Origin of the sequence: Paenibacillus cymbidii (genome assembly GCF_004764705.1) — a bacterium.
GTDB lineage: Bacteria > Bacillota > Bacilli > Paenibacillales > NBRC-103111 > Paenibacillus_AN > Paenibacillus_AN cymbidii.
Genome location: NZ_SHLX01000021.1, coordinates 123,924 through 147,399 on the forward strand (window position 1 = coordinate 123,924; position 23,476 = coordinate 147,399).

Consider the following 23,476-nt stretch of genomic DNA (forward strand, 5'->3'; position numbering starts at 1 on the left):
TCGCCTTGATTGCCGGCCTTGCCCGGCCCGGTGGTTACCCGAAGCGGCAGCCGGCCTGCATGCCGGCAAGCGCGGCCGGAATGTCCGGGAACAGGCCGCCGGCCGCGGCGGCGTAAATTGCCGCGCCGAACGCCGCTTCTTCTTCTACAGCCGATAGGTGAAAAGGCAGCTCCAGCCGCTGCTTCAGCAGCCGGCGCAGCGCCGGATTGCGGCGCAAACCGTTGCCCGCGCCGCATCCAACGGCCAACTCCCGGCGCAACGATTCCGGCAGCAGCGGGACGAATGCGGCCAACTCGTCGACAACCCCGTTCAGAAATCCCGCTATCAGCCGGGACGGCGTGAAGCCGTCGGATGCGATGTTGTCGATCGCGCCAGTCGCCGCGGGATTGCCTCGAGTTCCGTAGAACTGCGTCCGCACCCGCAACAACGGCGGACCGCCAGGCAAGGCCCGGCCGAGCTCCTCCTCCGCCAGACGGTTCATCCGTTCATACAGCGAAACGTCGTCCGCGGTTCCGGCGAACAAGCGGCACGTCTCGCGGAAGAAACCTTCCAGCAGTGCATACGCCTTGCCCCCGCCAAGCGTTGCGCCGACGAGCAGATAACCGCCTCCGGGAAACGGCCGCACGTCGAGCGCAGGGTCGATCGCCGCGAGGTTGTCCGGCCGCTCCGCGAATACCGACACTTGTGCGCCTGTGCCGACGTTAATCAGCAGCGTGCGCTCCAGTTGCGGCACAGCCCCGAGGAAGCTGGCCTGGTTGTCGCCGATCGCGCAGGCGACGGCTTTGCCGTCCGCAGTACGGCCAACGAGACGAGTCCCGCCGGCCAGCTCCGGCAGAAGCGCCGCATCAAGCCCCGCCGCCGCCAGCGCCTGCCGGTCGAATGCCAGCGCATCCGCCGAGAACAGGCCCAAGCTGGCGGCAACGGAAGCGTCGATCAGCGGCCGCCGCGCGCCGCACAGCTTCATTGCCACATAATCGCCGATCGCGCATAACGCCGCCGCGCCCGCCGGCACCTCCTCGTTGCGCACATTATAAAGGTGCGTCGTCAAACCGTAACCGGCCGGGACGCGATAGCCGGTTTGCGCTTCAAGCCAGCCGGCGTATGTTTCCCCGGTCGGAAGCCGCTCGTCGCCGCGCCGGTCCTGCCACGTCATGAGCGAACCGAGCGCTTCGCCTGCCCCGTCCACATACAGCATGCCGTGCATTTGGCATGAAATGCCGATCGCCGCGACTTGCTCCCATAGCTGCCCGCAAGCGGCGATCATCTCTTTCACCAGCCGTGCGATTCGGTCGGGCTGCTGCAGCTCTTCCCAGCGGCGCGAAGACGGCAGCCGGGCATCGTTCGCCCTCGTCTCCGTATGGACGACGGCGCCGCCAGCCGCATCGGCCACCACACAGCAGACCGATGTTGTGCCAATATCGATTCCCGCCACATACGTCCCGCTCATCGCGCGCTCTCCCCTTGTTCGCTTTCCCCGCCGTTGCCAAGTAACCTGCTTCACCCGATTTCCCCATCAAAAGGACCATCGAACGGACCGTCCAACGAACCGCCGAAACGCTCGCACTCCCGACCTGCACCGGTTTCCTCCTTTTCACTGGTCCGCGCACAATCGGTGTTGCGGCTTGATGTCCGTGTTCTCCTCGTCGCCCCGTCCGCACGCTCGCCCGTTCGCCCTGTTCCGACAAGGTGTTCCGCGAAATAAGCCATCTTTTATTGCCTATTTCCCCCAAAATGAACAGTCGCGACGAAATAGCCAATGTTTCACTGGCTATTACCGCAGAATTGCCCCTTTGGCGGCGGTTCGGGGCAAATAACCAGTGTTTTCGCTGGCTATTTCTGCGGCAACAGGCGAATTCCTGCTAATCATTTTTCATGGGCTATTTCACTAATTCGCTGTTTCGCTGATCGCGACCAGCCCCGCTGGCCGGCCCGCCTTACTCGCCGGTGCCGCTGTCTTGCGGCAGCGCCAGCCGCCATGCCCGCCTCGCCGCAAACTCGGCCCCGCCGCCCACCGCAAACAGCCCCGCTTCGGTGGCGAGCTCCGAGTCCGCATACGCCGTGCCGGAGACGATCGTGCTGCGATTGACGCACACTTCGACGATCGGCCCGTCCAGGCGGACCTGCAGATGCCACCATCCATCCGGCGACCATGACGGCAAAGCCAGCCGTGAACGCGCCTTGCGTTTGCCCGGCCGGATCGAATCAAACCCGTTCGACAGCTCCTCGATGACGATCGAGCGGGTTGCGGCATCGATGAATACGCCCGTGATTTCGCGCAAATCGTGCGTACAACGAATCGCGATGCCGGCCCGCGTCGCGCCGTTCAGCCGAATCGTCGCCTGAAGCTCCAACTGGTGGCTACTCCATTCTGCCGGGAACGACGCATACGCGTATTCGGCATCCTTCGCGACTGCGACGGCGAAGCCGCCGGTTGCCGCATCCGGCGCGCCGCCGCCACCGGCAAGCTCCGCCCCTTGCTGCCGCTTGCCCTCCGCATTCGTCCAGCGCCCGAGCACCGGGCGCAAAGCGACGCCCAGTTCCTGCGCGCGAAGCCGGTCAAGCTCCGCCGGCCAAGACACGGCAAGCTCGCCGTTCGCATCGGCGGACAGAAGCCGCGGGAAGCTGAGATTGCTGCTCCAGCTTTGCTCCACCGGCCGTTCGGCGTGGGCCCATCCCCACGGCTCGACCAGAAATCCCCACGCCAACCGGCGGCCGCTGCCGTCCTCCAGCGTTTTGACGGCATAACATTTGTCGTCGTCGAACAGCGGCCGCTCCGCCGGGCGATGAAACGGACCGCGCATGCTGTCGCCGTAGCGAACGAACGTATGGCCGCCGCTCATCAGCAGCACGTATTTTCCCGTATCGCCAAGCGGGAACACGTCGGGGCATTCGCATTGCACCATGCCGTCCGGCACATAGATCGGATCGCCGAGCGTCCAGTCGAACAGGTTCGGCGCATGCAAGTAAGCGACGCAGCCTTTGGCCGCATGCGGCCGGTCAGGCATGTCCGCGCTGAGAAGCATATGCCACCGCCCCTCCTCGTGCCAGATGAACGGGTCTCGCCATGCCCCGGCTTCCGCGTAAGGAGCGGCGGCCCGGACAATCGGATTGCACGGGTTTTTGCGCCAGACGATCAGATCGTCGCTTTCCGCGTGGCAGATGGTTTGCCGCCGGGTGCCTTTCTGCACGCCGGCGTAGAACAGATGAAATTTGCCTTCCGCGTACAGACAGCAGCCGGTCCAGCAGCCGTCATCGTCCAGGCCTTCGACGTCCGGCGCAATCGCCACGGGAAGTGTCTCCCAATGCAACAGGTCGGTGCTGCGCGCATGTCCCCAATGTTTGGCCGGCATGCGATACTGATAGAACAGGTGGTACTCCCCGTTCCAATAAAACGGGATCGGATCGTTCATCCAATCGTCGCCGTGATAGTGCAGCCTGGGCAGGTTAACGGTCACAGCGCTTCACCTCTCTTGCGATTTTGTTCTTTTGTTCTCCGCAATGTTCAATCCACCTTAACGGGACGGCCGCCTACTTCGCCGCTTCCGGACGCGCACGCCTGCTTTTCCTCAAACGCGCACTTCATCGTCCCACAACCTTCGGATCGCACAAAATAGGCCGCAAAGCAGCATCAATGCTACACAAATGTTGACCAATCGGACTTACTGCAGCCCTGTGGCTGTTGCTCAGGCCAACCAGCTCGCCCGAAACGCGTCATCCCCCGAAAATAGCCAACAAAAAATGGCTTATTCGTGCCATTTCACCCGGTTCTGCAGAAATAGCCAGTGAAAGCACTGGTTATTCGCACGAAACGGCCGCCAGAGGAGCATTGCGGCACAAATAGCCAGTGAAAACATTGGCTATTTCGTCGTGACTGTTCATTTTGGGGGAAATAGGCCATAAAAAATGGCTTATTCCGCTCACCGCACGCCGAAGCGACGCTGTAAGGCTGAAATCAGCCTTATTTCGCTCGCCACACGCCGAAACGCTGCTGTAAGGCTGAAATCAGCCTTATTTCGCTCGCTACACGCCGAAACGCCGCTGTAAGGCTGAAATCAGCCTTATTTCGCTCGCTACACGCCGAAACGCTGCTGTAAGGCTGAAATCAGCCTTATTTCGCTCGCTACACGCCGAAACGCCGCTGCAAGGCCGAAATCGGCCTTATTTCGCCAGCCGCCTGACGCCTGCCGCCTCCCGCCAGCGACTCGCCGCTCCGCAGCGCCTCCCCCGTCAGCGGCGAATAGCAAACTTCACCGTACGCCCGTACGTGTAGCGCCCGCGCTTGTTCTCCCAATCGCCGAAGTCGTAGGCGACGAACAGTTCGTCTTCTGCGATTTCGGCGATCGCCATGTAATGCGTCGTCAGCACGCCCGACGTCAGCCGGTAAACGTGGCTCCACGTCTCCCCCTGGTCGAGGCTGACCGCCAAATAATTGCCGTTCCACGGATGGTCCGGCTTCTGCCAACAGGCGCGCGCCGGAATGCGCACGCCGAAGGCGCAGACGAGCGCGCCGCTGCGCAGCTCCAGCAGCTCGGGATCGACGAAGGCGCCCGTCAGCTCGACGGGCCGGCCGTGCTTGTCGAGCATGCCGGCGAACATGTCGGCCCATTGTTCCTCGCGGTAAATGTCGACGACGCCAAAATCGACCGGCCGCGCCGCGCTCCAGGTGGCGCCGTCGTCATCCGAATGCGCCTCGTACAATTCGCGTCCCGTGCGGATCATACACAGCAGCCGCCCCTCGCGACGGCCGCCGGACAGCCGGACGAGCGCCGGCTCGACCAACCCTTCCGTCCCCGGTTTTGGCGAAAGATCGATGGTCGAAACAAGCTCCCAATGTTTGCCCATATTGCGCGAGCGGAACATCATCGTCCGCGACTTCTTCATTGTCGTCATATAAGGAGCCGGCTCCGTGTCGCCCTGCAGCCAGCCGTAGCCGCATGCCAGCAAATCCCCGCCCGGCAGAGTCACAATGCTGCGGTGCAGGCGCTGCGCCTGATGCGCTTCGCCGCCGTCGTCGGTGCTGCCGGTGAACACGGCGCCGGGCATATGGAACGTGACCGGTACCGGCCCTTCCAGCGACCGCCAATCGTCAATCGACACGTACAACTGACCCGCTCCCGCATCCGGTTTGCCCGGCACGGGCGTAATATACGTGTCGAGCGCCAGTATCGAACCCGCCGCCAGTTGAATCGTGCCGCCTTCCATGTTGACGTCGTTTTCGCCCGGACGCTGCTCGAACCGCTCCCAGGTCATCCCCCCGTCACGGGAGACGACCGTAGCGATCTTGCTATGAAACACCATGCGTTCCGACGGGTACGGCTTCTCCGGCAGTTGCGCCTGCAGCACAAGCGCGCCGCTCGATGTGCGCATCATAAACGGCTGCAGCCCGCCTTCCAGCACGAGCCGCTCTTCGCCCGCCGACGCCGCAATCGCTCCATCCCCTTTCAACTCCACCCACTCATTGCGCACCATGCCGGGTTCCTCCTTCGCCATCTCTTTGCTGCGCACCACGCCGGTTTCCCCCTTCGCCATCTCACTGCGCACCATGCCCGTTTCCTCCTTCATCTGCCGCCGGCCGGATCAGCTTGCCGATCACGGCCAGCGCTTCCTTCGCGATGAGCGCGTTTCCGGGACGGAGAATGTGAATGCCGTCCGGCGCGCTCCATACGGGAGCGATATGCCGCGGATCGCCGGGATCAACCACGACCCGGTGGCGGTCGACGACCGGCAGCCCGCTCGCGCGAATCAGCTCGTTAAGCAGCAGCAACTGCTCGTAGTGGCGCTCAGTCGGCAGCGTACGGGGCGGCACCGTCGACAGCACCGCCTGCCCGCCCCAATCGATCGCCGCCGCTTGCTCCGTCATGCGGGCGAAAATCGCCTCGGCGGAGACGCCCATGCCGATATCGTTCGTGCCGCCTTCGATCCAGACGACCTCCGGCTCGAACGGAGCGATTTCGTACGCGAAGCGGGCGGCGTCCAGCGTCGTCGTCGAGCCGCCGCTGCCCGTGTTGAGCACATGCGTCTGCCCCAGCCCGCGCGTCACTTCATGCACGTAGCTTTCCTCCTCCGGCTCGCCGTCCGGCCCGGCCGTCAGCGAATCGCCGATGACGCCAAGCTTGCAACGATGCGGGCCGACCGGCGCCACGAACCAGTCCGACACGATCAAGGCGCCGCCCCCCGCCCGTTCGTTCGGGTGAATGCCGAAGCCGGGCAGGCCGGGGATGAACCGTTCCCGATCCGGAATCGTCAGATCGAGCCGTCCGCCGGGAACGCCGCCGCCGTCCATGCTCTCCAGCCGGGCGAACACCCCTTTGCGAAACAATAGCACGGAGAGCGTATACGTAACGCCAGCAACCATCTCGAACACGCGCTCGCTCCGACTGCCCGCGATCGTTTGCCCCGTGTTCAGGTCGAGCACGCAGAACGCGCCATTGTCGACGAGGACGCGAGCCGGCACGTTCGCTTCCGTCGTGCCGCGCGACAGCCGCAGCTCGACCAACCCGTGCTCGCCGGGAGCGACGCCGGTCTGCGTGCTGCGAAACGACAGCCGCGCCAGCAGCGAACGGTTGCCGGGGACGACGGCGTCGTCCAGCACGGCAATCGTATGGCTGTCCGGCAAACCCGCGGCGACGAACCAGCCGTCGTCGCCGCGCCCGCAAGCGCCGGCATCGGCGGCCAGCGCCGTCGTCACGCGCAGCGATACCGGCCGCACCGCCCCCCTCGCGAGCGAATCTTCCACATAAGGCGTCCCCAGCTCGGCCGACGTATGCAGCGCACTTAACAGTTCATCGAATATCGCCATCAGCGCTGCCTCCCCTGTCGGCAAACAGCGGTCCCGCATACTCGAGCCGCAGCTTGCGCCCGCAAATGCGCCGCCCTTGCACGCCGCTCCAATCGCCTCTGTCGTACAGCACAACCAATGTGTCCGGCTCTGTTTCGGCGACGGCAATGTAATGGGTCGTCAGTTCGCCAGACGTCATCTGCACGATGTGGCTCCAGTTCGCTCCCTGGTCGAAGCTGAACGCCAGAAAACTGCCGTTCCACGGATGCTCCGGCTTCTCCCAGCAGCCCTTCTCCGGGATGCGCACGCCAATGGCGCTGACCAGCAACCCGCTGCGCAGCTCGAGCAAATCCGGGTCAACGACCGCTCCTTCCAGCAGCAGCGGATATTCGTGGTCGATATGGCGGAAGCGGAACGTCGTCATTCCGGCGAACTGTCCGGCCCATAAGTCCGTGCGGCGAATGTCGATCACGCCGCCCCAATCGACGGGCACAGGCGCGCTCCACGTTTCGCCGTCATCGTCGGACACCGCCTCGTACAGCTCGCGCCCCGTGCGCATGTGACAGATGAGCCGCCCCCGCAGCGGTCCCTGCGACAACCGCGCAAGCACCGGCTCGTCGAAGCCTTCGGTGCCGACGGCGGGGTCGACGGCAATCGTCGACAGGTACGTCCAATGCCTGCCGCGATCCGTCGACCTTACGAGCATGCAGCGGGTTTTCTTCATCGAGGCGATGTACGCGCTCGGCGTATCGTCCCCTTGCATCCAGCCGTATAACGTCGCCAGCCAGTCGCCGTTCGGCAGCTCGACGATCGAACGATGCAGGCGGACCGCTTCGTGCGGCCGGCCGCCATCGTCCTTGCTCGCATGGAAATCAATCCCCGGCAGCGCAAAATCGACGTCGTACGGCCCTTGCAATGTGCGCCAGTCGTCCCGCGTTTCCCACATCTGGCCAGCCCCGAAGCCGGCAGCGCCGCCTTGCGCCGGCGTCACATACGTATCCAGCACGATCGCCGTTCCGTCCTGCAGAAGCAGCGAGCCGCCTTCCATATGCGCTTCGTTTTCACCCGGCCGGTACAACTGCCGTTCCCAGCGCTCCCCGCCGTCGCGGGAAACGAACGTCCCGTGCAGATGGTGCGAAACCATCCGCTGCGACGGATACGACGGCGCCGGCAGTTGGCATTGCATAACCAGCGTCCCGGGCCCGCCTTTCGCCAGAAACGGCTGCAGCCCGCCTTCCGCTACGATCGTCTCTTCGCCGCTTGACACCACAAGCCGCGGATCGCGGCGCCATAGCGCCGGCATCGGTTCCTTCATCCCGCTTCCCCCTTTGAATCGCCCTCTCGCTTCTTGAAGCCGCTCATCCGCTCCGCCGCACCGGAAGCGCCCGCTTCAGCAGAAACTCGGCTGCCTTCGCATACCAGACGCCGCTGCAGTTATGAAACGCCTCGTCCGTCACAATCAGGTCGACAAGCTTCTCGCCGTACCCCGCCGCTTCGTTCGCCTGCTGCACATCCAAATAAAACTGCAGACAGCGCCTCGTGCTGACCGCCCAGTCGTGGTTCGGAATGACGATAAACATCGGCTTGCCGGCCAGCCTGTCGGCCAGCAGCGACAACCGCAGCGCGGCGACTTCCTCCCGCTCCCGCTCCTCCGTGAAGCCGATCGCCCGCCAGTCGGTGACCGGACAAAACGCCGCCAGCGCGGCGATGCGCGGCTCTTCGGCGTACAGCCGCAGCGACATGTAGCCGGAACGCGACACGCCGCCGATAACGATTCGTCCCGCTTCCGCAATCCCCATCCCGATGCAGCGGTCGATGACCGCCCGTCCATCCCGCACGAAACGGGCGAACGGGTCGTCGCCGGCGAGAAAGGCGGCGCGCAGCCCGGGAATATCCGAGCCGTACGGTTCGCCGGCTCGCGAGCCGTGGTGGGGCGGGTCGAAGCTGACGACCCGGTGCCCCTGCTCGAGCATTTCGTCGACAGCGACAATATACGGGAAAGCGCCCAGACTCAGTTCAATCGTATTGGCGCAGGACAGATACAGCAGCGGCTGCGGCGCCAGCTTCTCCGCGGGAGGAGCATACAGCCGGCATGGCACCGTTTGGCCATCCGACACAACAACAAAATCGCTCGTTTCGAATTGACGATCGTAATAGCCCACGGCTTTTCCTACCCTTTCACCGCGCCTACCGACAGTCCTTCAATCATATGCCGCTGCCCCCAGGCGAGCACGATCAGCATCGGAATGACCGAAATGACGGACGCGGCCATAATCGCGCTGTCGTTGTTCGCATACTCCGTTGAAAAAATTTTGATCGCAATCGATACGACATAATTGTCCTTCGAGCGCAGGAACAGCAGCGCCGACTCGTATTGGTTCCACGCGGCGACAAAATACAGGATAACGACGGTAAACAGCACCGGCCTGGCAATCGGCATGGCGATCGTCCAGAGCGTACGCATGTGGCCGGCCCCGTCGATTTTGGCGGAATCGATAATTTCGTCCTGCAGCGTCTTGAAATATTGCCGAAGCAGGAACACCGCCATCGTCGGCCCGAGGAAAGCGCCGAGCCATTGCGATGTCAGCGTGTCCAGCAGCCCGAGATTTTTATAAATGATAAAGTTCGGTATCATTACCACCTGGAACGGGATCGCGACCGCCGCAAGCTTGAACATAAAGATAAAGTCGCGTCCGACAAAATTGATTTTGGCGTAAGCGTAAGCCGACATGCCGCCGACCACGATCGTGCCGACGACAGTCATAAAGGTGACGTACAGCGTGTTCGCGTAATAGCGGCTGAAATTGTAATTGCCCGTGAACAGCGTGCGGTAATTGTCCAGCGTCGGATGGCGCGGAATCCATTCAATGGGAAATTTGAACACTTCCATATTGTATTTGAACGACGCGGAGATCATCCAGATCAGCGGCAGCATCATCAGTACGGCCACGCTCCACAGCGCGATCCCGGTCGCTAGCTGGCCAACTGCGCGAGTCAGCTTGTATGACATCATTTTGCATCCCCCTCGTTCCCGTATTTCGCTTCTGCTCGCCGCCCGGCGGATGCCCTGTCGCCCGTTGCTGCCCGATCAACCGTAATGCACCCACTTCTTCTGCAGCTTCCACTGCACGATCGTGAACCCGATAATGATAATCGCCAGCAGCCATGCGGCCGCGGACGCATACCCCATGCGGAAATAGGAGAACCCGTACTTGTAGACAAAATAGCCGAGCACATAGGTGGAGGAACCCGGTCCCCCGTCGGTGAATACCTGGATCGACGACCATTGCTGGAACGAACCGATCGTCGACACCATTACGATGAACAATGTCGTCGGCGAAATCAGCGGGAACGTAATGCGCCAAAACTTCTGCCTGGCGTTCGCTCCGTCAATCTCCGCCGCTTCGTACAAGTCTTTCGGGATGCCGGTAAGCGATGCCGCATAAATGAGCGCATAGTAGCCGAGCGCGCCCCAGACGCCGAACAGGGCAAGCGTCGGTTTGGCCCAGAACGTATCCAGATGCCACATGGGCGGATTGTCGATGCCGATCGCTTTCAGGATCGCGTTGACCGGCCCTTTGGACGGATTGAACAGCATGTTCCATACCATCAGCACGGCCACCATATTCGTAATGTGAGGCAGGAAGTAAATGATCCGCAGCGTTTTGCCGGTGGCAAGCAAATGGTTGAGCAGCAGCGCCAGAATGAGCGCCAGAAACGTCTGCACCGGAATTTGCAGCAGAAACCACAGGTTGTTCCGCAATGACGTCCAGAAATAATCGTCGCGCAGCACGTTGGTGTAATTGTCGATGCCGACGAACGATGTCCCGCCGATCGAGCCGATCAACTGCCAGTCCGTCAAGCTTATATAAAACGAAAAGCCGAGCGAAAAAATCGTAAACACGCCGATCCCGATCAAATTGGGCAAAATAAACAAATAACCCGTTACCGTTTCCCGCAGCTTCAGCTTATTCATGGCGAGGCTCCTTTCCGCAGAGCGAACCTGTCTACGTTGGCATGAAGCGGACCGGAGCGGAACTGATGCGCCCCGGCCGCCTGCCCCGCGTCAAGCGCGATTATTTCTTGAATTTGGCCCCTTCTTTGGTGCCTTCGTCCTGCATTTTGTTGATGAAATCGTCGATGCCCGTTTTGCCAAGGTAATAAAGCTCGCCTTCGCGGTTGAACAAGTCGCCGATCGCCGTTTGCGCGCTGGCATCCGCAACCGGCGGCGGCGAAATCGACGAAACCGCCTTCGTTTCTACAAACACCTTCTTGATCGTGTCGACCAGTTCTTGCGGATACACGTTGTCGTGCTTCGCGCCCTTCGAATCGATGAACTTGTTGTAGATGTCGTTGAATTTGGCCGGATCGGCTTTTTTATACGACGGAATCGAACCGATAATGTCGAAGATTTCGGTCGTCATGAATTTGACGAACTGGTACGCTTCCTTCGGATATTTCGTTTTGGCGTTGACGGCGAAGCCGTAGCCGGCGGTGACATTGGACGTCTTCGCCGGAGCCGAAGCGCTGAGTTTCGGCAGGAACGTAACCCCGTACTTGAACTTGAGCGCGTCGTCGCCAAGCGTGCCGTTGTTGTATTTGAGCTGGTTCCAGTACACCGGGGCCCACCAGTTGCTGACGATCATCGCCGCTTTGCCTTGCGCGAACAGAATGCGGTTATCCAACTTCTCCAGCTTGTATTGCGCCAGGCTCGGCGCGTAACCGCCGTCGAACAGCGCCTTGTAGGAAGTCAAAATTTGCTTCACGCGCGGGTCTGCGTAGTTTGGCGAAAAAGCGTCCTTCATCATCGACCAGCCGTCGTGCTGGATCGGGTTGAGCGTGATGCTCGGCAAGTAATGGTTCTGCGAATAGCCGTACACCTTGTTCGCGCCGTCGCCCTTCGTCAGCTTCTTCGCCATCTCGAACACCTGATCCCAGGTCGTGTTTTCGTCCGGGTATTTCAGGCCGGCGGCGTCGAACATGTCCTTGTTGTACCAGAACATGTCGAGAATGACGTTATACGGCATCAAATACGTTTTGCCTTTGAGATCCAACGGCTTCATGATATCGCCGAAATTTTCGATCAGATCGAACTTGTCTTCCTTGGCCAGCGGCGCCAAATCGAGAAACACGCCTTTGTCCGCCCTTGCCAACGTGTCGCCCGGGTTGAACAGCATAATGTCGTAGTTTTCGTTCGAGGCGAACGCGACGTCCATCGCCTTGTTGTAGTCCGCTCCGCTCGGGAACTCCTTGACTTCGACTTCGATGTTGCTGTCCGGGTACATCTGGTGGAACCGTTCGACCGCGCGTTTGTTGTAATCGACCCACGCGCCGTTCCAGCCGGCATACACAAGCTTGACCTTCTCCTTCGGCTTCGCGGAAGCGGCTGCGGAAGGACTGCTTGCCGCCGCGCTGGCGCTCGGCGACGCTTTGCTGTCGCCCGCCTGGTTGCCCTTGTCCTTCGAGCATGCCGCCAGCACAAGGCTGAGCAGCAGCATCGCGGCCACAATCGCGTTCATCGCTTTGAAACGCTTCATGTTCTTTCCCCCTTGGGTATAGTGGTGGTTGTTGCACCTTCCATGTTACGCGCCATGAAAACGCTTCAACAGGCGACAAACCTAATGAATAGAGGGTGAAACTAACTGTTCGCGGGTCCTTGCTCGTCGGACGACAGTCGATCGACAAATTCTTTCGGCGTAAAGCCCGTCACTTCTTTGAACACTTTGCTGAAATGTTTGGCGTCCTGGTAGCCGACTTTGCCCGCCGCCTCGTATATTTTGAGCGTATAGTTTTCTCGGAACAGCTTGGCCGCCTGCCGCACCCGGACCTCCTTCAAATATTGATTGAAGTTGACGCCTTCCTCCTTCTTGAACAGAAAGGACAAATATTCGCTCGTCACGTAATTCGCTTCGGCGAACGCCGAAAGCAGAATCGGCTCGGCCATATGTTCCTCGACGTACCGCTTGATTTCGACGATGATGCGGCGTTTCTTCTGGTGCTGGGCGTCCTCCAGCCGGACGAGCAAGCCGAGCAGCGACCGGCAGGCGCAATCGTGCACGGCGCGAAGCGTCAGATGCGCCTGCAGCTGCCGGTCGGTCGTCTGGCGCTGCAGCGTCAGGCTGCCCTGACCGACCGTCTTCTCCATCAGCAGATGGGCTTGCACGACCAGCTCCGCATACAGCGCCCGCACCCGATCGGCCGGCTGCCTTCCGCCCGTGCGCAGCCGGAAGTACAGCTCGGACATCTCCCGCTGCAGCCCGCCCTTGTCCCGCTGCTCCAGCGCATGCAGCACGGGCTGGATCGGCGGCAGCGCTCCCGCCGTACCCGGAGCCGGCGGGTTGCCGGGCAGGCGGTCCGAACGCATCACCTTGTTGTCGGCATAAAACACCGCCTCCATCATCGCCTCCGCATCCTGAAGCCGCCGAATCATGGCCGGCAGCGCCGCGATCGGCATTCGCGGGCTCGTCAGCACACACTCGACGTCGCCGTCCTCCTCGGCCGCCTTCTCCATCGCTTCGTCCGCGCCGTTGCCGCTTCCTTTCCACAACAGCACAAGCAAATAGCCAAAATCGCGATACTCCGCCGCCCACAGGATGCCGCCGTTGCCGCTCCCGCCGCCGCTCAGCGCGGCGCGGGCCGTTTCCTTGACGCGCTCCGCCGCTCCCTTGCCGCGGGTTCCCGTCGCCAGCAGCGCGTATTGCACCGCATAATCGCGATACCGCTGCATGGTCGCCTGCAGCCATTCCTGACCGGCGCGCTCCGCGTGCAGCCGGTTGACGATTTTAAACAGCTCGGCTTCGGCCTGCGCTTCCGCCGTCCCTTTGCCGTCCAGCTGGCGGCGGGCTTTCTCCAGCAGCTCGGCCACTTCGTTCATCTGCAGCGGCTTGAGCAAATAATCCAGCACGTTGTGCTTGAGCGCCGTCCGCGCGTATTCGAATTCGTTGTAGCCGGTAATGACCGCCACCAGGGCATCGTGGCGCCGCTCCGCCAGCCGCTGCATAAAGTCGAGCCCCGACATGCGCGGCATGTGCAAATCGAGAAAAATAAGGTCGATCGGCTCCGCGTCCAGCCGCTCGAGCGCTTCCAGGCCGTTGCCCGCCTCCGCCGCGACGCGGAAGCCGTAATCCTCCCAGGGAATAAATTGCCTCATCCCTTCGCGCAGCACCTGCTCGTCCTCCACCAGCATCACGGCAAACATCGAACCACGCCCCCTTTCTCATACGCTGTTCTCGTCATGTGCGATCGGCACTTCGATCTCCACTTTCGTCCAGTGGTGCTGTTTGCTCGCCACCGTCATCCTGCCTTTGTCGCCGTGATAGAGCGACAGCCGCTGCGCGATGTTGCGCAGCCCGATGTGATCGTCCGACTTCCGGTCGGCCAGCGATTCGCGCACGGCGGCGAGCCGGTCCGCCGCAAGCCCGCAGCCGTTGTCCGCCACGCACAGCCGAATGACGCCTTCGCGAACCGACACGCCGATGAACAACATGCCGTTGCGCTCGCTTTTGTCGATGCCGTGGATCAGCGCGTTTTCGACGAGCGGCTGCAGCACGAACCGGACCATCCGCTCGTTTTCCGCTTCCGCGTCGATCGACCATTTGACCGACAGCCGGTTGCCGTAACGAATCTGCTGAATGTACAAATAAGATTTGACATGAATCAGCTCTTCCTTGACCCGCACGATCTTGTTGTCGGAGTAATTGCCGGAACGAAGGTAAATCGACAGCTCGCCGATAATGCGCGAGACATCGTTTTCCCCCCTCGTCAGCTTCATCGCCATCCAGCGGATCGTCTCCAGCGTATTGTAGAGGAAATGCGGGTTCATCTGGTGCAGCAAGTTGGACAACTCGGCCTTCTTGTAGGCCAGCTGGATTTCCCGGTTGATGACTTCGATGGAATAGATGTTGCTCATCAGCACCTTGATGCGGTCGATCATCGCGCTGATATGTGCGGACAACTCGCCGATTTCGTCGGCGCCGCGAAAACGGGAGATCGGGTTGTCGGCAAAATCGGACGCCACCGTCTGCCGGATTTGTCGCGCCAGCTTCTCGATCGGTTCGGCGATGCGGCGGGCGAGCATATAAGTGATGAGCAGAATCGCCAGCATTACGGCGAGCAGCAAATAGCCGTTGACCAGCGCAATTTCCTTCGTGCCCGAGAACAGGTCCGTCTGGTCGAACGTGCTGGCGATCGTCCAGTTCAGCTTGTGCATCGTTTCGCCCAGCACCAGGCTGGCGGTGCCGCCGTTCTGGTTCTCCTTGCTGTAAATGACAGCGCCGGTCGGGTCGCGGATGACAAGCTCCAGCGACGGGATGCCGAGATTGCCGCTGAGCGCCTCGAGCTGCCGTTCGTTGATCGAATACAGCTGGTAGCCGAGCAGCACGCGCGCGTCCGTCAGGCTGTATATTTTTTTGGCCGCAAGAACGACATGGTCGCCGAACTCGTCCTTGTTTTCGTTGATGAACACCGACTCGCCTTCCGTCTTCTCCAGCAAGGGGAAGATGCCGTGCTGCTGGATGTTCATTTCATTGACGAGATTGTTGATCGTCGAAAACATGAATTCGCCCTGCTTGTTGTAAATGTTCAGGTAATTGATGTTTTTGCTGATGACGTGCTGGAACGAAAACAGCTTCTTCAATTCGCCGGCCAGCTCCGCCTGGCTGTGGTCGCCGAGCAGCAAGTTCTGGATGAGCGGGTCGCGGACAATGTAGTTGATGCCGCTTTCGATGTAATCGATGTTCTTCTCGATCGAACCTTCGGATTGGGCGACGAACTCCTTGTAATAGCTTTCCAGATTGATCTTCAGCATCTGGTAGGAAAAGTAATAATGGACGAGGAACAGCAGCAGCATGCCGACGATGCATTCCGCCAGCAGAAACACGAACAGCCGCAGCCGGAATCCGGCAGGCGTCTTCGCGCTCGGGCGCAAGCGGGTGAAGTCGTCGGGCGTTTCAATAGCGCCCATTTCGCCCACCTGGCGCCGCATGAATGCGAAGGGGAGCAGCATGCGCCGCGAGAACCAGGCGGAGAACGCCAGCGCCGCAATTGCAAGCAGCGCCACCGTAAGCGCAAGCCGGTTGCGGTAGTGCGATTTCATCGCCGCATAGGCGGGGTCGTCGCCTTCTACGACCAGCTTGTAACCGGCATTGTTGCTCCCGGCGGCCGACGACGGGGCCGCATCCCCGGCAGGAGGCTTCATCTGCTGCTGCGGGATCAGGGAATAATGGAACACGGAGCCGGTATCGATCGATTGCAGCAGCAAGTCCGGATTCAGCACGATCATCATCGTGGCGTTGTCGGCGAATTTTTTGACATACACGAACCGGTTCTTGAGATAGCGGTCAAAATAGGGCGGCACCTGCAGCTTGTCGCTTCGCGGCTTGTCCGGCAGCACGATCCATTGTTCGTCCCACGAACGATTGATATCGTAAATGTCCAGCAGCTTGAAATAATTCAGCTTGTTAATATCCGACTGGAACAAGCCCAGGTTGATCGTCGAGCCAAGAAATACTTCGCCCGCAGGCATGGACAACAGAATGCTTTCGATATCGTGATCGTAATTGATGCTGTTGGTGAACATGCTTTCGAGGGCGGTTTTGCGGCCGATGATATCGACCAGATCGACCGGGGATTGGGCGATGTTTTGCAGAAGCTCGTTGTTTTTGGAGAACAGCAGCACGATTTTTTCGACTTGATTGAACACCGTTTCCAGATGCTCCTCCACCTGCTTCTGCACATGGAACAGCTGCTCCTGGCGCTGCCGTTCGATTTTGCCGACGGACAGCGAATACGACACGATCGCGGTTACGGAGAACAGGACAATCGTCAGCAGCATGGAAGCGAAAACCATTTTGACGCGGATGGAACGCTGCTTCATGGTGACGCCTCCCCGGGTGTGCAAACGCTTGCTTTTATTATAAAACAACCCCCTCCCGAATGAGGAGGGGGAAACTAAGATAAGGTAGGTAAAACTAAGATACCTTAGTTTTGCCTACCTCGGATCGCTGAAGCAAGTTTCGCATAATTGCAATGGAAATCGATCACAATAGCGGTTGGGCGCATGGCAGTCGGCGTCCGACATGCTGACTTTCGGGAGGTGATATCCAGATGGCAAAACCGGACAACCGGGCGGACAACGTAGAGCGTCTGCAGGAAAGCATCGAAAATACGCAGGAAAACCTTCAAGAAAGCGAAAGCTATTTGAACGAATTCGGCGCTGAAATAAACAGCGAGGAACGAAACCAGCTCGAAGCGAAAAACGAACGGCGCAAACAAAGCATCGCCGGCCAGCGCGAAGAAATGCAGGACGAACAAGCGGACCGGCAATCGTAAGCGGCACCGCGACCGACCTCGCATTAGCCGGAAGCGCAAACGAAAGAAACGGCTCGTCGCCCCCATCGGGGCGATGGCCGTTTCTTTGAAGGCCGGCGCGCCGCTACTCCTTCAGCGAACCGAGCATCGCGCCCTGGACAAAATAACGCTGGAGAAACGGGTATACGATCAGGATCGGCAGCGTACCGACGACGATAATGCCCGCCTTCATCATCGCCGGCGTGCTGAGCGCGGCCACTTCCATGTTGCCTGACATCGCGGAGGAAAACTGGTCGTCGACGATCATTTCGCGCAGCACGACCTGCAGCGGCAGCAGGGTGCGGCTTTTGATGAAGATGATTGCGCTGAAGTAGGAGTTCCATTGCCCCACCGCATGGAACAGGGCGATGGTGGCAAACACCGCCTTGGAGAGCGGCACCGTCAGCCGCCAGTAAACGGCGAACTCGCCGCACCCGTCGATCTTGGCCGCGTCGAACAGCTCGGACGACAAGCTCTGGAAAAACGTCTTCATCAGAATGACGTTGAACGCGGCCAGCGCGCCCGGCACGATCAGCGCCCATAGCGTATCGTACATGCCAAGGCTGCGAACGACGAGAAAGCTCGGGATGAGCGGCACGGAAAAAATAAACGTCACCAGCACGCCTTGCAGCACGTATTTGCGTCCTTTCATGGCCGGCCGCGACAGCGCGTAGGCGAGCGACGAATTGAACGCCAGCGCCAGCAAGGTGCCGGCAACCGTAATATAGGCGCTGACGGCCATCGACCGCCACATCGCCGCAAGCCCGAACACATCGCGATAGACGGCCAGATGAAAGCCGCGCGGCCAGAAGACCACCATGTTCGCGGTCACGTACATCGGGGAGCTTAACGAAACCGCCGCCAGATGGACGAACGGCAGCAGCATGGACAAGCTGACTAGGGTGAGAAATCCATGATTGACGGCCTGGAACAGCCGGTCATTCCGCGCTTCCGGCATGCGCCGCCTCCTTTCGAGCATCGCGTCTGTCAATAGATGCTTTCGCCCGTGATTCGTTTGCTCAGCCGGTTCAGGCCGATCACCAGCAGGAAGCCGACCACCGATTTAAACATCCCGATCGCCGTCGTATAGCTGAATTGCGCGCCGAGCAGTCCGACGCGGTACACGTACGTATCGATCACTTCGCCCACGTCGCGGACGAGCGGATTGAGGAACATCAGCAGCTGTTCGATGTTCGCGTCCAGCATATTGCCGATGCGCAGCAGCAGCAGCACGACGATCGCCGGCAGCAGGGACGGCAGCGAAACGTGCCACATCCGCCGCCACCGTCCGGCGCCGTCGACCATCGCCGCTTCGTACAGGTTCGGGTTGACGCCGGCCAGCGCCGCCAAATAAATGATCATGCCCCAGCCGACTTCCTTCCAGATCCCGGAGCCGATGACGACGGAGAGGAACGAATGCGGCAGCGTCAAAAAGTCGATCGGCTCGTTGATCAACCCGAAATGGAGCAGCGCCGCATTAAGCGTGCCTTTAAAGTTGAACAGGCCGATGAAGATGCCGCCGACGATGATCCAGGAAAGGAAATGCGGCAAATAAAGCAGTGTCTGCACCGTTCGTTTGAAGGCGCGCATGCGCACCTCGTTCAGCAGCAGCGCAAGGACGAGCGGAGCCGGGAAACCGAACGCAAGCGAATACAGGCTGAGCGCCAGCGTATTGCGCAGGATGCGGAAAAACTCGGCATAAGCGAACATGCGCTCGAAATGGGCCAGACCGGCCCAAGGACTATGGAACAAGCCTTGAAACAAATTGTAGTTCTGAAACGCGATCCAGTTGCCGGCCATCGGCACGTACTTGAACAGGAGCAGATGCGCAATTCCCGGAGCGGCGATGCACCAGAGCGCGAGGTTGTCCCGCTTCGCGAACGTTCCCTTCATATCGATCCCTCTTCCTGCTGCGCGCCCCCGGGCGCCGGTCCCTTCACCGCGAACCGGCGCCGGGGCAGGTCTCACTTCTTCGTAAAGCTGTTATACCATTCGGTCGCTTCCTTGATCGCGTCGTTGCCGCCCCGCTTCTTCCATTCCGCCACGAAGGCGTCGAAGGCGTTGTCGAGCGGCTCCCGGCCAAGCACCACCTTCGCGAACATGTCGAGGAACAACGTGCCCGATCCGAGTCCGGGGACAAGCTCGGGGTTCGTTGCGAACGCTTTGGGCTTCGGCAAATACGGCGCAATCGTTTTGACCGGCTTCACCGCGTTTTTGTAAGCTTCCGACAGGATCGGGCCGTCAGGCAGGGTGGCCAGTATTTCCGGCGAGTTGAGGCCGGCCGCGGTCACGTTGAGCGACAAGCGGAACGTCAAATACTCGTTGTTTTGCTTGTTCTTCGGATTTTCGGCGTCCCATTGGACTTTGCCGTCCTTTTCGGTATAGTTGCGGTCCTTGATCCCGAAGGCGAAAAACTTCTGCATCTCCGGGCTGGACCAGGCGAAGTCGAGAAATTTGATCACGCGTTCCGGATCTTTGACCGAGGACGGAATGACCATCGGAAAATAAATGCCGGTGCTGTTGATGCCGTACCCCTGATCGCCTTTCGGACCGACGGGCGGGGCAATCATCGCAATCTTGGCCGTTTTTTCCACCATTTTCGATGCCCAGGTGGCCGTATAGTTGTCGACGTAATGGCCCCAGAAGCCGGCTTTGCCGCCCGTGACGTTCGCCGTCCATTCCTCCGCTTTGGCCGTGAACAGGTTTTTGTTCACGTAGCCGTTGTCGTACAGCATCTTCCAGAACTTGATCGCTTCCTTCATCTCCGGTGTAATCATTGCCGGGATATATTGCCCGTTCACGAACTTCCAATCGGACGGATGGGCGCCAAACTCCTGGAAGAAGATGTCGCTGCCGGCCAAATTTTCGCGTACGGAGAAGCCGAACTCGTCTTTTTTGCCGTTGCCGTCCATGTCCGTATTTTTGACCGCTTCGAAAAACTTGACATAATCGTCGACCGTCTTCGGCGTCTGCATGTTCAGCTTCTCCAACCAATCCTGGCGGATATACAGCACGGCCGTATTCGGGATCGGCCAGACGTTGGGGATGGCGTAAATTTTGCCGTTCCGCGATACCGACGGGGCGTCCCAGGCAGTTTGCGGTATGTTCTTGAGCAGGTTTGGCCCGTACTGCTTGAGCAGCCCGCTCAGCTCGGTGAACGCGCCCTGCTCCAGCGCGCCCGGCGCGGCCGCGGACGAGATGCTGTCGACGCGCACCAGATCGGCCAGTTTGTTGGACGCGAAGCGAACCGTCAGTTGCTGGATGAAATCGCTGTGGCCGAGAAACTCCGGCTTGATGTCATACCCGGAAATGCGCTCCATTTCCTTGACATAGGGATCGTCGTCCCAATTCGTCACCGCCTGGGCGTACGTTGCGCCGGCGTGCGACAGCAAAATGCTGATTTCTTTCTTCTCTTCTTTCTTCGGCGTCGCCGATGCAGCCGCCGCGCTCGGCGGCGCAGACGGCGACGCTTCCGGCTTCGCCTCCCCGCTCTTCGTACACGACGCCAACAAACCGGACAGCAGCGCCGCCGCGCCAAGAAGAAGCGCGGATTTTCCCAGCTTAGCCCCCATTGACCATCACCCTTCCCTACGGTTGAAAGTGCTTACAGGTTGATTATAGGGACGACACCTGCCGCTTGATATGCCGAAAACGACGATATGATGACCGTTTCTGCTACAATCGTTTCGAGCGATACTCGCTGGGCGACAGGCCGGTGTACTTCTTGAACATCCGGCAAAAATGCGGGTATTCGCCGAACCCGACGATCGCCGCAACCTCGTAAATTTTCGTCGCGGGATCGGCAAGCGCAAGCTTGGCCCGCTCGATGCGCAGCTCGGTCAAATGGCGCAGGAAGCTGACGCCGGTTTCCTCCTTGAAGCAGCGGCTCAAATGCGAGATCGATATGCCGATGCCGTCCGCCACCGTCTGCAAGTCGAGCGACGGGTCGGCGTAACGCTCCAGGGCCGCTTGTTTCGCTTTCCGGACGAATTGGTAGGTGCTCCAGTTTCGTTTGCCGTCGCCGTCGGCCCGATCTTCCGCAGGCGGGGCGGAAGCGGCAGGCGACGGCAGGGCGGCGGCGGTGTCCGTGCCCGGCAGCAGCTTCTCGCGCAGCTTGTGCAGCACGGCATAGAGCGCTTCCGGCACGACCGGCTTCAGCAAATAATCGAACGCGCCGAACCGGAGGCCCGACTGCGCGTATTCGAATTCCTCGTAAGCGGAGATGATGACGATTTCCGCCGGCAGCCGGCGGCGGCGAATTTCTTCGATCAGCCGCATGCCGTTCATGACCGGCATGCGCATATCGGTGATGACCAGCTGCGGCGCGCAGCGGTCGATCAGCGCCAGCGCTTCCTCGCCGTGGCTCGCCTCGCCCGCTACCTCGTACCCGCAGTTGGCGGTTTCGATCAGCTTGCGCAGGCTGCGTTTGATGTAGCTCTCGTCATCCACGATAATGGCCCGGATCATCGCCCGTCCTCCTCCATTTGCGGCAAACCGTCCGCCCCGCTTCGTCTTGCGTAAGGCAGCGCGATTTCGATGACGGTTCCGGTCCCGTCCGACTTGACGATATCGAGCCCGTACCCTTCGCCGTAGGTCATCCGCAGCCGTTTGTGCACATTCCACATCCCGATTCCGGCGAACGCCCCGTCGCGACCGTCTTCGTCCCTTGCGTCAGGCGGGCAGTCGCGGAACGCGCGGTTGTACCGCTCGACTTTCTCCTGCGGCATGCCGCCGCCCCGGTCCGCGATCCGGATCACATAAGCGTTCTCCCGCTCATGCCCGGTTACCGCGATGTACGACGGCATTCGTTCGGCCCGTTCGTATCCGTGAACGAACGCGTTTTCGACGATCGGCTGCAGCGTCAGCCGGATGCAAGACACCGCATCGAGCAGGTCGTCGTCCACCCGGCACTCGCTCTGCAGGCAGTCGTACCGCATCCGCTGAATGTCCAGATAGCTGCGGACGTGGCCGATTTCGTCGCTCAGCGTCACGAGGTGATGGCGGTGGTTGCTCGTATAGCGGAACAATTGCGACAGCGACGACGTGATCCGGCTGATCGTGTGCCCTTCGCCGACGATGGCGCACGAATTGATAATTTCCAGCGCGTTGTAGAAGAAGTGCGGGTTCACTTGCGACTGCAGCGCCTTGAGCATCGATTCCTGGCGCTTGATTTCCGTTTCCTTCTCCCGCAGCTCGATGACGTGCACTTCCTGAATGAGCCGACGCATTTCTCCCACCATCGTATTGAAGCTGCCGTTCAGCCGCCCGATCTCGCTGTTGTCGCCGGCCGCAGCGACGACGGACAAGTCCCCCTGCTCCGCCCGCTTCATCAAACGCTGCAGCCGCAGCAGCGAACGCGTCAGGTACAGGGCATAACCGCCCAGCAACACCAGCACAAGCGCCGCCATGCAGCCCATCATCCAGATGGACATGACGCGCAGCGGATTGAGCCCGCTTACCATTTCCGCATACGGCACTTCCGACACGACCACCCAGCCGGTCAATGCCGAACGGTGGTGGATCATGATGCGCTTCGCGCTGCCTTTGCCGCTGACGATATAGCCCAAATCGCGGTCTGCCGCAATGTCGCGCCATACGGCGGCGTCGACCGGCTTGCCCCATTTGTCCCGATCGGGGTGGTAGGCGTAATTGCCGCTAGCGTCGATAATGCTGAGGAAACCGGTGCGGCCCAGCTTCACCTTCTGCGCGAAATCCATGATCTGGTTCAGCCGGACGTTGACGATGACAAGGCCGCGCGCCTCGGTGTACACCGGGAACGAGGAAACGCGAATCAGCGTCATCACCGGCGTCAGCTCGGCGAGATTGACGCCGATAATGCGGAACGCGCCTCTTTCGAGCTGCTCCTCCATCATCGGGCCGTACAGGCGGAACATCTCCTCCGCGCCGATCGTCGTTTCGTTGCTGAAGAAGTTGCCCTGCAGCGAAAGCAGCGCAAACGAATAAATATCCGTCCTGCCGCTGGTGAAAGCCGGCGAGACTTCGTTTCGCAATTGTTCGTAATTGGCAAAATGGGCGTATTCGTCGTTTGGATCGATCGTCATGAAACTGCGGATCGCCGGATTGATCAGCAGCGGGAGCGTGGCGCGCTCCAAATCGCGGAAATAATAATCGAGGTTGTAATTGGCTTGACTGGCCAACACTTGATTGTATTCGATCGCCGTCCGTTCGATCGTGCGGCTCGAACCGATCGACCAGGCGACGCCGAGGACGAGGACGGGCAGCAGCAGGAATAGGACGATGATCAGAAACAGCCGGGTTTTAATCGAAATGAACCGGTTGCCGGGAAACCGCATGCGAACCATCCCTTGTTTGATGTCGTCGTCCTTTCAT

At 60.4% G+C, this 23,476-nt stretch carries 17 protein-coding genes; 1 reads left to right on the forward strand and 16 read right to left on the reverse strand.

Annotated features, from left to right (window positions below; translation table 11 throughout):
• Window positions 1–34: 34 nt before the first annotated feature.
• The 11 genes from EXY20_RS25545 to EXY20_RS25595 form a co-directional block, all read right to left on the reverse strand.
• Window positions 35–1,447 (reverse strand): sedoheptulokinase, encoded by a 1,413-nt coding sequence (locus EXY20_RS25545; protein WP_135554956.1) that lies wholly within the window; start codon window positions 1,445–1,447, stop codon window positions 35–37.
• Window positions 1,448–1,934: 487 nt separating this feature from the next.
• Entirely contained in the window at window positions 1,935–3,455 is a 1,521-nt protein-coding gene (locus EXY20_RS25550; protein WP_135554957.1) for a glycoside hydrolase family 32 protein, read from the reverse strand.
• 772 nt (window positions 3,456–4,227) lie between these two features.
• Window positions 4,228–5,544: a sialidase family protein gene (locus tag EXY20_RS25555; RefSeq protein WP_167859523.1), complete on the reverse strand. Its 1,317-nt coding sequence runs from the start codon at window positions 5,542–5,544 to the stop codon at window positions 4,228–4,230.
• Complete coding sequence (locus EXY20_RS25560; protein WP_167859524.1) at window positions 5,531–6,799, reverse strand: SGNH/GDSL hydrolase family protein; 1,269 nt, start codon at window positions 6,797–6,799, stop codon at window positions 5,531–5,533. The genes EXY20_RS25555 and EXY20_RS25560 overlap by 14 nt, the downstream gene beginning before the upstream one ends.
• A complete protein-coding gene (locus EXY20_RS25565) occupies window positions 6,783–8,093 on the reverse strand; it encodes a sialidase family protein (RefSeq protein ID WP_135554960.1) in 1,311 nt (436 codons plus the stop codon). Before EXY20_RS25565 ends, EXY20_RS25560 begins: the two co-directional genes overlap by 17 nt.
• 43 nt (window positions 8,094–8,136) lie before the next feature.
• Entirely contained in the window at window positions 8,137–8,940 is an 804-nt protein-coding gene (locus tag EXY20_RS25570) for an alpha/beta hydrolase family protein (RefSeq protein WP_135554961.1), read from the reverse strand.
• Between the two features lie 8 nt (window positions 8,941–8,948).
• A complete protein-coding gene (locus tag EXY20_RS25575) occupies window positions 8,949–9,791 on the reverse strand; it encodes a carbohydrate ABC transporter permease (RefSeq protein ID WP_135554962.1) in 843 nt (280 codons plus the stop codon).
• 75 nt (window positions 9,792–9,866) lie between these two features.
• Window positions 9,867–10,754 carry a carbohydrate ABC transporter permease gene (locus tag EXY20_RS25580; RefSeq protein WP_135554963.1) on the reverse strand — a complete coding sequence of 296 codons (888 nt, stop codon included), beginning with the start codon at window positions 10,752–10,754 and terminating at the stop codon, window positions 9,867–9,869.
• Window positions 10,755–10,854: 100 nt separating this feature from the next.
• Window positions 10,855–12,315: an ABC transporter substrate-binding protein gene (locus EXY20_RS25585; protein ID WP_135554964.1), complete on the reverse strand. Its 1,461-nt coding sequence runs from the start codon at window positions 12,313–12,315 to the stop codon at window positions 10,855–10,857.
• Between the two features lie 101 nt (window positions 12,316–12,416).
• Window positions 12,417–13,976 carry a response regulator gene (locus EXY20_RS25590; RefSeq protein ID WP_135554965.1) on the reverse strand — a complete coding sequence of 520 codons (1,560 nt, stop codon included), beginning with the start codon at window positions 13,974–13,976 and terminating at the stop codon, window positions 12,417–12,419.
• A gap of 18 nt (window positions 13,977–13,994) precedes the next feature.
• On the reverse strand, window positions 13,995–16,652 hold the full coding sequence (locus tag EXY20_RS25595) for a sensor histidine kinase (protein WP_135554966.1): 2,658 nt from the start codon (window positions 16,650–16,652) through the stop codon (window positions 13,995–13,997).
• Window positions 16,653–16,882: 230 nt separating this feature from the next.
• On the opposite strand from EXY20_RS25595, the gene tlp reads away from it, so the two are divergent.
• On the forward strand, window positions 16,883–17,107 hold the full coding sequence (gene tlp / locus EXY20_RS25600) for a small acid-soluble spore protein Tlp (protein ID WP_135554967.1): 225 nt from the start codon (window positions 16,883–16,885) through the stop codon (window positions 17,105–17,107).
• Window positions 17,108–17,210: 103 nt separating this feature from the next.
• Here tlp and EXY20_RS25605 read toward each other — a convergent pair whose 3' ends face one another.
• The 5 genes from EXY20_RS25605 to EXY20_RS25625 all read right to left on the reverse strand — a co-directional run bounded on the left by EXY20_RS25605 (window position 17,211) and on the right by EXY20_RS25625 (window position 23,439).
• Window positions 17,211–18,083, reverse strand: coding sequence for a carbohydrate ABC transporter permease (locus EXY20_RS25605; RefSeq protein ID WP_135554968.1), 873 nt, complete (start codon window positions 18,081–18,083; stop codon window positions 17,211–17,213).
• Window positions 18,084–18,112: 29 nt separating this feature from the next.
• A complete protein-coding gene (locus EXY20_RS25610; protein WP_135554969.1) occupies window positions 18,113–19,018 on the reverse strand; it encodes an ABC transporter permease in 906 nt (301 codons plus the stop codon).
• 71 nt (window positions 19,019–19,089) lie between these two features.
• Entirely contained in the window at window positions 19,090–20,697 is a 1,608-nt protein-coding gene (locus tag EXY20_RS25615) for an extracellular solute-binding protein (protein ID WP_135554970.1), read from the reverse strand.
• Between the two features lie 103 nt (window positions 20,698–20,800).
• Window positions 20,801–21,592: a response regulator transcription factor gene (locus tag EXY20_RS25620; protein ID WP_135554971.1), complete on the reverse strand. Its 792-nt coding sequence runs from the start codon at window positions 21,590–21,592 to the stop codon at window positions 20,801–20,803.
• A complete protein-coding gene (locus EXY20_RS25625; RefSeq protein ID WP_167859525.1) occupies window positions 21,589–23,439 on the reverse strand; it encodes a sensor histidine kinase in 1,851 nt (616 codons plus the stop codon). Before EXY20_RS25625 ends, EXY20_RS25620 begins: the two co-directional genes overlap by 4 nt.
• Window positions 23,440–23,476: the final 37 nt, after the last annotated feature.